Below are 14,458 nucleotides of genomic sequence, written 5' to 3'. Positions count from 1 at the left end.
AACTATTCTAATTGATTAGCCATCTAAGTTAGTTAACGCATTAAACATCGGCTCATACAGTGGCTGGGCTAATGTAGTCAACGCTGCTGACAAAGCCTTAAATGCATCTTGGTCACGCAGTACATATTGCCAAATGGCATGCTGCGAACAAGTATCATATACCGTGTCTGAGTTGTAGTTGGGTCTTAACCAGTCTGAGAAGTCGGCACGTTTTGGCCAATAGCTATTACCGTCACCTTCTTCAGGCTTTAGATACTTATCAAGGTAATTAAGTGCATATTCTGGTAATAATGTAATGGGCACTTGACCCGTTAACTTACCAAAAACAGCCCATTTTATTAGCTCAATTATTGCGTCTTCATACACGATCGGGTTTAGTTTAAATGCTATTACTTTGTCATACTTTTTGACTTGTGAGCTGGGCTTATTAAAGCGCCAAATACTCACGCCATCATTTAATGCCACTTGCTCGGCAGTGGTACGTCTGGCCACTTGCCAATACAAATGTGACAACCAAAACTTGAGCAAATGCCTAGGACTGGCAGAATTGGGCAATATGTTTAACCATTGCTTGGGTGATTGCTGAGCATAAGGCATGCCCGCCTGAATAATTGATATGGGTGCTAATATAGGTACTGAGCCTTTGATCTTAATGACTTTTGGCAACAGCTTAAACAGTGTTTCTATACCCTCTATATTCGTCTGATTACTTGACTCGTTGTCAGTGCTACTCAGTATATTTTTTAGCTCTATCTGAACAGGATGCTCGGCGGTCGGGGTTAGTAGTTGTAATGCTGTCGTACTACTCCCTCCACCCTCATTGAGAATACTGCTTTCGTCAAAGCCATTAGCAATTAATTGTTCTTTAAATTCCAAGCATTGTTGTTGCAGTTTTTTTTGTTGATTGGGTAATGTAGTTTGGCGAGCGACACCAGCTGGCATAATTTTTTGATACATTAGGATCGGAGTAGTAGTTTCAGCCGCTGCATTACTATCATTCTTCTTAGTCTCATCAGTAACCAACTGTTTAATCAAATGATCTTTGATTTGATAGGTGGTTAAACTGTTTAGAAATAGCGGCTCTTGATGCGAAAGTGCTTCTTCACCTTGTACCACATGCACCTTTTGAGACCGTAAGAACGCTTTGGCAGGATGGCGTACTTGATAAGCCAACACCCCTTCAATATCTATCTCTCCGATGTTAAATATGCTATCAGATAAATTTTGGATGAGCACCTCTGTCATTCTATTGACATCGCTAGCATCAACAGCTGTATCTAGCGCCAACAATTCAGCCAATGCAGACAAGGTTTGATTGTCTACTTGACCTAGCTGACCCAAGCCTTGACCAAGCACCTGAGCGATTGACTCATACTGCGCCTTCGTAGGTAAGCCCACCAACTCTTTATGCTCAATAGATACTCGACCTTTCAATGTGTCAAACACCGCTTGCCAAAGCGGCGCAGGCGGAAACTGCTTTTTCTGAGCCAGCTTGGTTCTGCGCATGGCTGAATTTAATAAAGCATCCAGCTCGTCAATCATATCGACAGGGCTGGTATCCTGAACATTGCTATTAACGTTGGCATTAGCATTGCCATCAATATCAGGAGACACTTGCTCAAAAACATCAATGCCTTCGATTGCCGTTTCAAACAGACTTTCATGAAAAGGTAGTGCAGGATGCTCAGTCACTAGCCACTGCTTAATAAATTTAGGTAAGTAGCGCTTGAGACTCTCGGTAGTGGGATCAATATTCTCAGGCAATGTTTCAAGCGAGTTCACCTGCCATTGCACCTCGCCTTGTAGGAATTGCAATAGCTCACTCACTGGGTTGGCTGGCAAATGCTCGTGGGTGTCCGTCAAGCTTTGACCGTTATAGAACATCCAGCAAGCACTGCGCGCACACAGTAGCGCATCTAAAAATGCACCGTTGTCATCATCTTCACTAACTCTGTCACCGCGGCGTGCATTGGTCGCTTTCATCAAATCATAGCGGTTGTCACGGTCACGCCCAGGAAACTCAGAGAGATCCATATTGAGCATCACCACTAGCTCAAATGGCACGTTTCTTAGTGCACCGAATCGACCAAAGGTAATCACCCCAGTCGGCTCCGCACTGACCTGCTGACTTTCAAGCTCGTTTTCGATACTGTCTAGCATAAAACTCAGCTTGAGCGGCAATTGCTCCACACCTGCTAGCTTCTGCTCCACTTCTCTGTTGTCGACATCACCACTAGCGTACTGCCTATAGTGACGATTGGCTCGTAGACTTGATTTAAAGCCATTCATCGCGTTGTAAATGGCGCGCATGGTACGTGTTTGATCCACATCGCCAAAGTAGCGATGGATAACTTGTGTCTCAATCTGATCGAGCCAATCTTCCGCTTTCATTTTTTGTGTATGATCATCACGTCGTGCAACCAAGCCAGTATAAATACGGCAAAGCGCTTCAACAATCAGCGCATCATTTAGGCTCACTTGTGGTAACGGCAAGGTCATTTCTGGTAACGCAGTGCTTGGCCATTCATCGCCATTTAGATCATATAAGCAGTCGCTCAACTCAGCCTCTGGCATGACCAGACCTAAAGTTAATCTGTCTAATGCCTGTGCAAAGCTAAAGCGATAGTCGTAATCATTGCTGTCTAAAGTTTGCTTAAGATGCAGCTCGTCAAAACCGCGAATAAAGCCCGCCTCTACCAATAAATCACAGCCACGGCTCATTTGCTCATGAGTCAGTCCAAAGCTTTCAAACAATGGCGGTAACATGAGCCAGTCTAAGACTTCAGCTGCTTCAAAACGGGCAATATGACTACCCAATAGTTTGTAAAAACCGATAATCGCTTCCCACAACTGGCGAATATCGGCGTCAACAACACCAGTCACTTTAGCAGGTAAAGTCAAACCGTCTTGACCTTTACCATTGACGAAGATAGAGCCAATCAATGCATGATGACGTTCAACATCAGGTAGCAGCACCACAATGTCAGAGATATGGCGTTTCTTTTCACCTAGTTTGATAGGTTCATTTAGCCAACGACCAATCATAATACGCAGCACTTCAAGCTGACGCTGCAAACTATGACACGAATGAATGCTTAGGCTATTATCTTGCGAAGAAATTGCCCAAAAACGGTCTTTCTCAAAACGCTTGTTCTCTAACGCTTCATCTTCATACCAAGCCGTTTCTGGCTTATCTTCATCAAAGCTCGGCTCTAGTTGCTTGCTTACTGCTTGTGAGACTGTAGCAGCCGTTGCTTGCTGAGTAGATTGCTCATCAAGCATCAATACGTCATTTTGCAAACGTTTTAATAAGCTTAGGTTACCTTGCGTATCTTGAGTACTGACAGCGTCATCAACAGCATCTATACTTTCATAATCGTAATGACCGAGCACATTATCTACACCATTATCAAAGTTATCTTGCCATTCGACTAGTGCATCGTCGTATTGCTCATTACCTGATAAGTTGGCAAGCATGGCAAACGCATCGCGCGACTGCTTGCCCAAACGCGATAGCAAGCTGTGACCATAATCACGCAAAAACACACTCTCAGGGTTGATAATCTGCTGGCGTTGTAACCATGATTTATCAACGATATCTGCCCAAAACAGCTTTGATGGATTGTAATGCAATAGCGTGATATTCATGTATTGCGACAGACTCTGTAGAAAGTCTAACTCGGTCTGTGGCAGTTGCTGAATGGTAAATATACGCAGTACTTTGGGCAACTGATCACGCTCATTCGCCTTGTTATTTTTTAAGGCTGACCAGAACGCACGCTCCAGTGCCACACGGTGTAGATGAACATCAGCAAACAAATGCGACCACAAGAATCGTTGGGCGATTTCTAACTCTACATAATGGTCGACCAACCACTCAGGCGTGCCGCGCGCATACTTATCAAAGCGCAGGGATAAGGCGTCTTTATCTGCTATCAACTCACTTACGTTCAACGGCTTATTTTGCGACCATAATGCCAACCAATCCTCACGATGAGTCAAATAGCGGTTAAACACCCTAGCCAAATCGCTTGCCAGCTGCCAAATACGGGCATCTTGTTGCGCCTTATCCTGTTGTAAGCTGTCTTGTTGAGCAATTGCCTGTCGGTCATCAATCAAAGACGCTAACAATGGATGAACTGGATGCTTTTCATCTGCAACGATTGTCTCTTGATAATAAGTCAAATACCCAAACAATCGCCACTGCATTACTGTCGGTGACAACACCGCCACTTCCGGCACGTTTAGAGTTGTCGCTTCAGGGTTTTGCGCCAGTAAGTATGCACTATGGCGGGTCAATACATCTTGCATCAGTGTCCATTGATACTGACCCCAAAATTTAGTACGCACTAAGGTACTAATACCAGCACGGCTAGCAATAGTTTTATCCAACCAATCGCCCAATACCATTGACGGTACAATGACAATAAAAGGCTCAAAAACAGGCTGATCCTTGGACTGGTATTGTACAAGCAATTGATCAACGAGGTTTTCGGTACGGTGCGACTGAATAATAGTGAACATAGACAATAATCTGATTGAAATAAGGGTGAGATATTAGGATTAATAAAAAAGGCTTCACTTATGATGAGATGTCTGTATCCAATGTCAAAAACGCTATAAAACGTCCAGACAAAACAAAAATCGATACTCATTAATCCATGTTTGATGGTCGTTACTATGATGCATTTCTGCTAGCATGAGGGCCAGAAATGCATCATAGTAGCAAATTCTACATATCCATTGATAACGTTGACTTGCCAAATTTGCTATCAGTGTGCCATTGATGGTTATCGTTTACTAGTGTAAATGCCGATATTATAATAAGCTTGCGACATTTAGTGTCGTTTTATACTATCATTCATATTTACAATGAAATAATCTCATTGCGGTTTTTAAATTGGCCTTTACAACCTGTATCTAAATAATACTTTCTATTGACGGGATTACTTAATATTATGCCATTGCGTCCCATTGATGCTATTTTTGTCCATCCAAAACAACGCTTATACGTCGTGTATTATCGCGGTGAGTTGTGGCAACTGCCACGTATGAAAATCGATGAGAGATCATGGAAAAACAGACGACCCTATACCGATGATAGTAGCTCACTTTATTTGAGCATCCATCAAGCTATCAGCGACCCTATCCTTGCGCAGAAATTGAGAACGCTAGATCTACCTGTAGCGGTACGTAGTAGCACGTTGCCACGTTTTGAAGCATGGTGGGAGGCACATGGGTTTAGATGGTTAAAAGACAGACTATTAACCGGTGAATCGCCGTTAGCAGCGCATCAAACTACTACACCTGCTGCCAAGGTATTAAACGACCAATCTGATCCTCTAACAGATTGCCAAACCAATGGCCATACTGATGAAAGTGGTGAGGTTAATGAAGAACAAGTATCTACCCCTTCTGCAGACACGGATATCTTTGCAGACATGTTGGCTGAATTAACCGATGAAGTACTAGAACAAAAGCTTTGAAAACTAGATACCACCCTGTATATAAACTTTGCTATGAATCAACTAATAATAAAAGAGCAGTAATATATGAAAGACTACAAACTACTGCTGGCTGGGCTAATCTTGCTACTGCTCACAATCTTTATCGCGGTCTTCATTTGGTTGTGGACCAGTAATCAAAAAAACACAGACCCATTGCCAATCATGGCAAGTGAAAGTGAAGCAGACCCTAGTACGAAAGGGGATGAATCAAGAGAGATTGCTGACAGTGTTTTATACATTCGAGCAGAGGAGAAGTTACAGATACCTTTGGACGATATCATTGTGAGCTTTGAATCTCGTTATCCGCACGTACAAGTGTTAGCGAGCTATGTCCCCTCTCACGACCTTCTTACAGTACCAAGTAGTGGTTCTACCAAAGACAAACTCTCTGACTTTGTCTTTGATACAGATATGATTATTACCAATGACGATAGCCTATCCACAGAACGGGTATCGCTCCTACAGTCAGAGTTACAACAGGCACAAGATAGAAATAATCAAAGACAAAAAAGTACTGAGGCCAGTGATATAAGTAATGCATCTGATAAAAATAGTGATAATAGTACGCATGATAAAGATAAAAAGATACACACTCTAAACCCCTTTAACTATGCGCTAAAAGATGAACAGGCGCTTGAAGGTGTCATCCTGACAGACGATACAACTGCTATTAACTTCCGTAATTTTTTACTATCGAGCACAGGTCAAGATATACTAAAAAAATATGATTATGAGAACATTAGTGGTTATAAGAACAGTGTAAATGACTTATTTAAACCAACCTCACAGGCAAAAAATGCATCAGGTGATCATGCTGTAGATGTCACTGACGCGCTTAGCAATGGTGAGTAAAGATAAATTGTCTCTATTTGTCTTTTGTTGATTGCTTTTATGACTGCTTTTTTCTACAATGTCACTCCATAATGCGCCTATAGCTCAACAGGATAGAGCAGTTGCCTCCTAAGCGATCGATCCGAGTTCGAGTCTTGGTGGGCGCACCATCAAATATATTTTTAGTCTACTTTAAAACCCTATAACCCTTTGGTTATGGGGTTTTTTTATTGCTTAGACGTTTTTAGCTGTCTTTAGCCGTCTTTATCTATGCGTTAAATGACGGTATTATTGACGGTATTCGCTGATACCGTCAAATAGGATACCGTCAAAATGGCTAAAATAATCAAGCCGCTAACAGATTCACAGGTAAAACAAGCTAAGCCACAAGACAAGCCTTATAAGCTAGCTGATGGTGGGCGCTTGTATTTATGGGTTAGTACATCAGGCGCTAAGTCGTGGCGAATGGATTATGTGCGGCCCATTGGTAAAAAGAGGGCTACTATCACATTGGGGCTTTATCCTGACGTTTCACTGGCCCAAGCGCGTGAGCAGCGCAAACAGATACGGACGATGTTAGCTGATGGTATCGATCCACAGCAACAGAAAATCGATGCCGAACGTGAGCAAGAGCTACTATCTAACAACACGTTTGCAGCGATAGCAGATGATTACATGAGCCGCAAGCGCAACGTAAGCCCTGCTACTATCACAAACAATCTAAGGCAGCTTAAACGTCTTAATAAGCATATTGGCGACATGGTTATTACTGAGATTAAGCCGATTGATGTATTGAAAGCGTGTCGGACCGCAGAAGCACAGGGTTACTATGAGACAGCGATAAAAATGCGGACCATTGCGGGTCAGGTTTTTAGATACGGGGTCCAGACTGCTAGGTGTGAGCGTGATGTGACGCAAGATTTGATAGGCGCATTACAAGCTCCAACAACGAAGCACCACCCTACCATTACTGACCCAAAAGAGCTGGGTGCGCTGCTAAATGCAATTGATAGTTATGAAGGCAGTTTTGAGGTGTGCACCGCAATCAAATTGATGCCTATGCTATTTGTACGTAGCGGCGAATTGCGTTATGCGCTGTGGGATGACTTTGATCTTGATGAAGGTACTTGGACGTTTACCCCACGCAAAACCCAAAGACGAACTGGTTTATCATTAATCGTACCATTACCAGCACAGGCAATTGAGTTAATACGTGAGCTATCACTACATGCTCGTAGTAAATATCTATTCCCTGCCATTCATACAACCGTACAGCCAATGTCTGAAAACACAATGAATCAGGCATTGAAGCGATTAGGATATGATGGGACTAAGCAAACGATCCATGGCTTTAGAGCAACGGCTCGAACGTTGATTGTTGAGAAATTGAAATATCCTGAGAACCTAGTGGAAATGCAGTTGGGCCATAATGTTAGGGATATGCACGGTCGGGCCTACAATAGAACTATTTTTCTAGATGAACGCAGAGATATGATGCAAGCGTGGGCTGACTATCTAGATAATATAAAATAATTTCAAACAAACAATTGCCGACCTAGTGTGGTAAATATATACTCCTATGAAATGATAATCACTTACAAGGAGGTTGGTTTGTTTATCGATCATAAAAAATGTCCAAAGTGCGACACTAGGGTAAGACGCTCTGATTTAAGTTGTAGGCGCTGCGGACATTCAGATTTAACAAATTGGCCGTTAACGTTGACTATGTGGGCTGTAGGTCTATCAGTCATTTTACTAACTATTCTTTTCATGATCAGTAATTTCTGCGGCGCTGAGTTGTTTCAACCACTTATGAGAAACTACGGTGTAATGTGCTAATTTTAGACACAAAAAAACGCCCTGCCAAATTAATGACAGGGCGAATGTATTGAAACTACTTTGAATATTTTGACCACGGAAGCTGGTAGTGTGGACCATCTTTAAATTTCGACCAATCTCCACCCCATTCGATCGTAACACCTACATCTTTTGCTGCTTGCTTAACAGCATCCGACAACGGATGGTAGTATTTCCAATCCCATGTGACCTTGCCATTCCCATCAAGTGCGAACAGATCGACAGCATGGCCAGTTAAGTGCCGGCTATTCATTGTCGTGGTAGCACCTTCTGCATACAGCTCTTTTTGCCGTGTAATTGAGCGCAGACCTTCGCCCACACTGAAATCAATAGTTGTGATCTCAATAGCTCTCTTAACGACTTTTACTAAATCGGGATGCAACCCTTTTAATCGATCTAACGATTTCGTGGACAAACTATAATCACCTGTCGGCTCAGATATTTTGTTCTCTTTGTTCACCGCGTCTTTATCACTATGAGCTTTACAGTGGATAGCAGCTTCCGCCATGGCATAAAATCCTGCATGAGCTTGATTGCACCATATGCCATCGACAATGCCATCATAAAATCCATGTAGTTTCATAGTCGCTTGTAGGTTTTTGATTGTAGATTCTTGCATATATCTCACCTTATTTTAGACATTAAAAAAGCCCCATTAAGGGGCTAGGTTTAATACTGATTGTTATTTGCCAAAAATTGCAAACGCTGCATCTTTGATCTCTTTGATTACCTCGGCAATCGTCTTGCCCTGCCATAGCGCAATCGCTTGATAAACAATGCCGATTGCCAACATCCCAAACACTGCCCATACGAGCATGATTGCTCCTTGTGTCATCACGCTATAATCTTGATAGCCCATAAATTCAATATGCGCGGCCCCACCAAACAGCGAGATTGTGACAGCGATAGTAAACTTGACTATCACTGACATATTGACTTGGATCTTACCGTCTTTCCCGATGTCACCTGATAACATCAGGCCAAATATTGCACCAATCACTGCCGCAAAAACTTTAGGTAGAAATACCATCAGCTTTAGTATGATTAGTTCTAAAAACGGTGTGTTCTGTGGCATAAAGCCCCCTAATTTTAGATAATAAAAAACCACTCAATGAGTGGCTAGTAACCTGCTATTGCTTTGCTGTCTTGTAGTTGTTGCAGTAGAGCTGTAAGCGATGCTTCTTGGCTCTCTGGCATACTCATCGATGCCGTTGCACCGCCAAGTTGAAAATTGACATTAATTGTTTTGCTTGAGCTAGGTTGGCTGTCAAAACGATTGTACTCTTGCGTTGTGATCTGAGCTGTCGCTGTCCTTGCCACTTCGTAGTTGTCACGCTGTCGATCATTTTGACGCGCTTTCTCTGCAACCTCTGCTAGATACATTGATGCTGTTTTAAAATTGGCTAACATGGCGGGAGTCATAACCGCTCCTTCCGATACTCCTTGCAGCTCACCAAAGTTTAAAGCACCACTTGATGTACCCTGCTTGGCATACAGCTTACGCGCTTCCTCGATAGCTGATTCCTCAGACAAGCCTTGCGACTTCAAGAAGTTCTCAACACCAAGTCTAGTTCCAAACTGGTTGCCCAATACTGGCGCTTCCTCAGTGCCATATTGCCGCAAGTTCCTAAGTGTCTCGTCAGCGTTTTTAAGCTCCTGAGCTTCTTTGACTGACTTAATTTTCTGCTGCAACTTATCGTAAGCGGATGACGCATCATTAGCAGCGCGTACCATGCTATTTCCCGCACTACCTGCACTGCTCGATATGCCATCGTATGCTGTACGGATGTTATTGACTGAGCGAGTGACATTATCGTTTGCACTAACTGCCTGACCTGCCTTTTCGACCACTACGCGCCCGTTCTCGTCAACCTCAACCGTGTACCCTTTGGCTGCTGCTTGTGCGCGAGTAAAGCTATCAATAACACCGCCATTGGCTGCGATGTTGGCCTTGGCTGTTTTTGTGAAGACTTCTTCTTGCTGCTGGGCTGTCAGCTCACCTTGTTTCATAACGAGGTTGTAAGCGTCAGTATAAGCACCTGCGTCTTTGGCTAACTCCTCACGGGTTTTTAAGCCCAATAAGCCGTAAGCCTCAGTTACACCATTAATGCCGTCCTTGAGTATGTCGGCTCGGTTTTTGATACCATCTAGACCTTCTGCAAGTTCTTTACCAGTGATTTTGCCCTCTTTGTATAGCTCGTTCCATTTGAGGGTTAGGTTTTCAATCTCAGCGGTATTACTAGCCTTCTCGGACATTGCAGTCAAGGAGTCAACGAGTGCGCCACCTGCGTCATAACCTGCATCGGTTAAGTCGTCAAAGCCATCGATCAGCTCGTCAAGTCCAGCACTGGATTTGATGAACTCTTTTGATAGACCGATACCGACGGCACCTGCTAATGCGTCAATTTCATCCTTAGAACGACCACTAGCGACTGTTGATCTATCAAGCTGCGTTACTAGCACATTGCCCGTTTCAGTCGCTTGTACCGCAAGCCCTTGCAATGCTGCTGCTTTCTCAAGCTCAGACGTTACAATACCGCCGTTATCTGCAATACTTTTAGCGGCATATCTTGCAAAGTTGCTTTCAATCTCTTTGTAGCGTTCATTGGCAAGGTTGATACCGAACGCCATATCTTCGCCAGATATTTTACCCTGACTACCAAGTGCGCTAAGGGAAGATATGATGTCATCAACTGCGCCAATGGTCTGCGCCTTTGGTACAGCATCCGTCAATGAGTCGCGCATTGAGGTGCCAGAAACTTGCGCTTTAAGTGCTACTTCAGCAAAGCTCTGACCAACGCCAAGGTATGCCGCCTGCACGCCTTTGGATGACTCAACAATCACCTCGTTTGTATCACTGATTGACGCCTGCAACCCTTGTCCCGCTAATTCAAGCCGCATATCATCAGTGATAATCATGTCATTAGCGGCAATCTTAGCTTTGGCCACTTTAATGTATTGTTCTTCCATCGCTTCGGCGGCATAGCTACCTTTAGCAACCATTTCATCATAGTTTTTAACGACTTCGACCACGGTTTCATCAAGTCTGTCTTGGGCTGTCTTATTCATTTCAGCCCATGCTTCGCCAGACTTAGACTTAAAGTCCATCATCTTTTGTTCTGAGCGTGCGTATAGCTCTCCCTGCTTGGCGATTAATGCTTCGCCCATTGTCGAGGTTTCACCGTTGAGCTTGGCAATGCCGATCAACACGCTACCAATAATGCCGCTGATTGTGCCAAAAACACTGTCAGCTGCGATTGATAGACCGCGTATGCCGTCAATTGCTACCCCTGTTACTACTGCAAATTGCTGCATAAGCTTGGTGATTAAGCCGACATCATTACCCGCTGCAACCGTACCACTGATAATGGAGGTTAAGTCACTAAACGCGCCGTAAATGTCTTTAACGAGAGTGAATAACGCAGCGGACTGATCTAAGACAAAATCAAATGACTGACCGATGGCTGCCATTGTTGCGGGGTCGATATTATCAATAGCGTCGCTAATGTACTGTATACCCTGCGCCAAACGACCAGATTGATTGACCGTTTCATTTAAGCTGCCAACGAGTTCAAATACCGTCGTTTTCATATTCTGAACGGAGTTTGCAAAAGTCGTTGGTAGTGTCGCAAATTCATCATTAATGGTTTGCGTTTGTGATCTAACAGCTTCAATGACCACTTCACTTGTCAGTTTACCTTCAGCGGCCATTGCTCGCAGTTCGCCTTTGGTCACTCCTAGACCGTCAGCCATTGCCGTGGCCAAGCGCGGCGCTTGCTCCATAATGGAGTTAAACTCTTCACCGCGCACTACGCCTGATTGCAAGCCCTGTACTAGCTGAATGATTGCAGCGTCCGCACTGGCGGCACTACCACCTGATAGTTTGATCGCTTCATTGATTGTCTTGGTGACACTCAGTATTTCGCCCTGTGCTAAGCCTAACGACTCAGACGCTTGAGTAATACGTGCGAAAAGCTCCCCTGTGTTTTCAATACTGGTGAAGGTTTCCTTTGCAATATCAGTCACACCTTGAAAGCCTGTAACGAATGCCGCGCCTTCACCTGTTGCCAGTTTTACCTTTGCCTCTAACGTGACGAAAGCATCTGACATCTCGATAATTTCAGCCGCACCAATACCAATGCCTGCTGCTGCTAATAGCCCTGTTAATCCGCTCATGGCTGTTCTGAGCTTACCAACGTTGCCGCTAAAGTTGTTTGTACTAACATCTGTGCGTCTTATCGTGTCATCAACCCCATTAAGCTCGCGCTCAAGTCGTTGGATTTCGGCCTGAGCTGCGCGTGTTGCTCTTTCAATCTCAGCAGCAGGACGACCGCTGTTATTCTGAAAATCTACCAGTGCGCGACTGATACTGTCGATTTCACCGCGTATGGTTTCGGGCACTCGGATGTTTGCCATGCGATATATTGAGTTTCTAGCCGCATCAGCGGTAGTAGACGCGCGATTCATCGCACCTGACAGCTCATTCGCTAGGCTGACACTGGCGCTTCGAGCCTGTCCAAGTTCTTGCTCTAAGCGATTAACATTAGCTGCTGCTTGTTCTAGATCAGATGGACTTGCATTGGTCTGACTTAATCGTAGCGCTTCACTGCGAGCAACTTCTAACTGCCTGCCTAGTCGCGTGACTTGTAGCGCTGACGCTTGCATCGCGGCTTCTACCTGATCACCTGATATATTGGCACCTGCGCCCATCTGTCTTAGTTGGTCGGCTGTGGCGCGTAGCTCGCTAGTCAAACGGCTAGAGTCCACGTTCGCAAGCCCTGCTAGCATTGTAGATGCTCGCTCAGTGTCAGTATTCATTTGCTGTACGTTGCGTTGTACTGACTGTGCGTACTGCGTAAACTTATCACGAGCATTATCAATGCCACTATTAAACTGCTCGTTGAGTACACGCAACTGAACGTTAAAATCTAAATCTCCTGCCATGTGGCGCACCTCAAATTATGGGCATAAAAAAAGCCCACTAATTAAAGTGAGCCGTACTTGAAAAGAACAACCCGCCATTAATCGGCGGGTTTTTTAAAGTATTTATAGGTCATCTATACTGAGCTTCATTCTATCTGCCTCGTAACCTCTGAGGTTAAATTCAGACTCAACATTGTCACTAAGACCAATAATAGGCAGTGTTATTACTGCTGAATTGGATTTTGTAAATTTATCAAATAAATCTTTACCTACTTCTGCGCTAACGGGCACCAAAACCTCATCAAGAGTGCTGTACTGCATCAAATAACTTTGCCTGTTACTATTAAATTTTATAGGTATCTGGCACGTTGGCACACAAGCCACTGCTGATCCCGCAAATATCTTTATCGATTCCGATACAGTGCCAGGCAATAAGCGTTGCCTTTCAGCAATAATAAAAGGTCTTGCATTTAATCCATCAACTTCAGGATCAGGATATGTGTTTATCGCATTATTTTCCGCTTTCGCATTGAACACCTCACCCGCGCTATTATCAACTGACGAATAACGCCATTCCCCATCTTCTTTAGAACCGCCAGAACCTATAGTACCGCCTGCGCCAATCGTACCACCATTGCCATCACTTACTAGCGGTGGCAAACTATCATAACCGCCGCCACATCCACTAAGCATCAACGCCAAGCCTACCGCGAATAACTTTCTCACAGCTAACCCCTAAAATATTATTTACTCAATTTTAGTTGATTAAGCATTGTTACGCTAGCTTTTCATAAACTCTTTCCAACCTTTCGCGTCTGCTTGTGATACTCGCATTGCAATAGCCATATCTTTGATACTTTGCTGTTTGTCTTTAGCTAGCGCCTTGGATAATTCCCACCATTCGCCAAATGCCATATCTAAGACGTCGTGCTCTCTGAGTCCGATTTTGTAGAATGGTAATAAGCTGTCGAACCAAGTAAAGCCAGTTGCGCCCCCAGGCTTTTTAGGGGTATGAAAATCTGACGCATAAAAAAATCGCCACTATGGGCGACGACCTCCTGCATCACTGTGAGCATTTCAAGCGGCTCAAGCTCTCGATAAAAAGCGGGCGTTTGGTCTGTTAGTACCGATGCCAGTATGACCGTTTCGTCTGTGTAGCTACCAATGAGTGCTAATAGCTCGCTCTCAGGTAGCCCCTTATTTGCTTTTACGATACGCTCAAACTCAGCGACAAAGGGTGTAAACGCTCTTGTTACTTCATTAAGGTTTTTAACTTTAACGCGCTTGATCGTAATATCGGTATCAGCAACGCGGATCACTTTATCTTTTTTATCTGTCAT

General features: G+C 44.0%; 10 protein-coding genes and 1 tRNA gene. 4 read left to right on the top strand and 7 right to left on the bottom strand.

What is annotated here, in order from left to right; all coding sequences use genetic code 11:
* Nucleotides 1–15: 15 nt before the first annotated feature.
* Nucleotides 16–4,524 (bottom strand): exodeoxyribonuclease V subunit gamma, encoded by a 4,509-nt coding sequence (locus JMX63_RS03120; protein WP_201570866.1) that lies wholly within the window; start codon nt 4,522–4,524, stop codon nt 16–18.
* 434 nt (nt 4,525–4,958) lie between these two features.
* On the opposite strand from JMX63_RS03120, the gene JMX63_RS03115 reads away from it, so the two are divergent.
* The 4 genes from JMX63_RS03115 (at nt 4,959) to JMX63_RS03100 (ending at nt 7,871) form a co-directional block, all read left to right on the top strand.
* Entirely contained in the window at nt 4,959–5,486 is a 528-nt protein-coding gene (locus JMX63_RS03115) for a hypothetical protein (RefSeq protein WP_165597344.1), read from the top strand.
* A 66-nt stretch (nt 5,487–5,552) separates the two neighbouring features.
* Nucleotides 5,553–6,359, top strand: a complete 807-nt coding sequence (locus JMX63_RS03110; RefSeq protein WP_201570864.1) for a hypothetical protein — start codon at nt 5,553–5,555, stop codon at nt 6,357–6,359.
* A 73-nt stretch (nt 6,360–6,432) separates the two neighbouring features.
* Nucleotides 6,433–6,508, top strand: a tRNA-Arg gene (locus JMX63_RS03105).
* A gap of 163 nt (nt 6,509–6,671) precedes the next feature.
* On the top strand, nt 6,672–7,871 hold the full coding sequence (locus JMX63_RS03100; protein ID WP_201570863.1) for a tyrosine-type recombinase/integrase: 1,200 nt from the start codon (nt 6,672–6,674) through the stop codon (nt 7,869–7,871).
* A 361-nt stretch (nt 7,872–8,232) separates the two neighbouring features.
* On the opposite strand, the gene JMX63_RS14570 is transcribed toward JMX63_RS03100, so the two are convergent.
* The 6 genes from JMX63_RS14570 to JMX63_RS03075 form a co-directional block, all read right to left on the bottom strand.
* Nucleotides 8,233–8,814, bottom strand: coding sequence for a M15 family metallopeptidase (locus tag JMX63_RS14570; RefSeq protein ID WP_265089083.1), 582 nt, complete (start codon nt 8,812–8,814; stop codon nt 8,233–8,235).
* A gap of 63 nt (nt 8,815–8,877) precedes the next feature.
* Entirely contained in the window at nt 8,878–9,270 is a 393-nt protein-coding gene (locus JMX63_RS03090) for a hypothetical protein (protein WP_201570862.1), read from the bottom strand.
* A gap of 44 nt (nt 9,271–9,314) precedes the next feature.
* On the bottom strand, nt 9,315–13,139 hold the full coding sequence (locus JMX63_RS03085; RefSeq protein ID WP_201570861.1) for a tape measure protein: 3,825 nt from the start codon (nt 13,137–13,139) through the stop codon (nt 9,315–9,317).
* A 102-nt stretch (nt 13,140–13,241) separates the two neighbouring features.
* Nucleotides 13,242–13,844 carry a hypothetical protein gene (locus tag JMX63_RS03080; RefSeq protein WP_201570860.1) on the bottom strand — a complete coding sequence of 201 codons (603 nt, stop codon included), beginning with the start codon at nt 13,842–13,844 and terminating at the stop codon, nt 13,242–13,244.
* Nucleotides 13,845–13,898: 54 nt separating this feature from the next.
* On the bottom strand, nt 13,899–14,033 hold the full coding sequence (locus JMX63_RS14565; RefSeq protein ID WP_265089082.1) for a hypothetical protein: 135 nt from the start codon (nt 14,031–14,033) through the stop codon (nt 13,899–13,901).
* A gap of 2 nt (nt 14,034–14,035) precedes the next feature.
* A complete protein-coding gene (locus tag JMX63_RS03075) occupies nt 14,036–14,458 on the bottom strand; it encodes a hypothetical protein (RefSeq protein ID WP_201570859.1) in 423 nt (140 codons plus the stop codon).

The sequence above is a fragment of the Psychrobacter nivimaris genome (assembly GCF_904846365.1).
GTDB classification, from domain to species: domain Bacteria; phylum Pseudomonadota; class Gammaproteobacteria; order Pseudomonadales; family Moraxellaceae; genus Psychrobacter; species Psychrobacter nivimaris_B.
Note: the sequence above shows the minus strand (reverse complement) of the source record. Positions and strands in the feature narration are given on the sequence as shown.

Bases quoted from the DNA above. Each gene is read 5' to 3' on its own strand.
- JMX63_RS03075 (WP_201570859.1), bottom strand. From the start codon at position 14,458: ATGACAGATAAAAAAGATAAAGTGATCCGCGTTGCTGATACCGATATT.
- JMX63_RS14565 (WP_265089082.1), bottom strand. From the start codon at position 14,033: ATGGCATTTGGCGAATGGTGGGAATTATCCAAGGCGCTAGCTAAAGAC.
- JMX63_RS14570 (WP_265089083.1), bottom strand. From the start codon at position 8,814: ATGCAAGAATCTACAATCAAAAACCTACAAGCGACTATGAAACTACAT.
- JMX63_RS03110 (WP_201570864.1), top strand. From the start codon at position 5,553: ATGAAAGACTACAAACTACTGCTGGCTGGGCTAATCTTGCTACTGCTC.
- JMX63_RS03085 (WP_201570861.1), bottom strand. From the start codon at position 13,139: ATGGCAGGAGATTTAGATTTTAACGTTCAGTTGCGTGTACTCAACGAG.
- JMX63_RS03090 (WP_201570862.1), bottom strand. From the start codon at position 9,270: ATGCCACAGAACACACCGTTTTTAGAACTAATCATACTAAAGCTGATG.
- JMX63_RS03115 (WP_165597344.1), top strand. From the start codon at position 4,959: ATGCCATTGCGTCCCATTGATGCTATTTTTGTCCATCCAAAACAACGC.
- JMX63_RS03100 (WP_201570863.1), top strand. From the start codon at position 6,672: ATGGCTAAAATAATCAAGCCGCTAACAGATTCACAGGTAAAACAAGCT.
- JMX63_RS03120 (WP_201570866.1), bottom strand. From the start codon at position 4,524: ATGTTCACTATTATTCAGTCGCACCGTACCGAAAACCTCGTTGATCAA.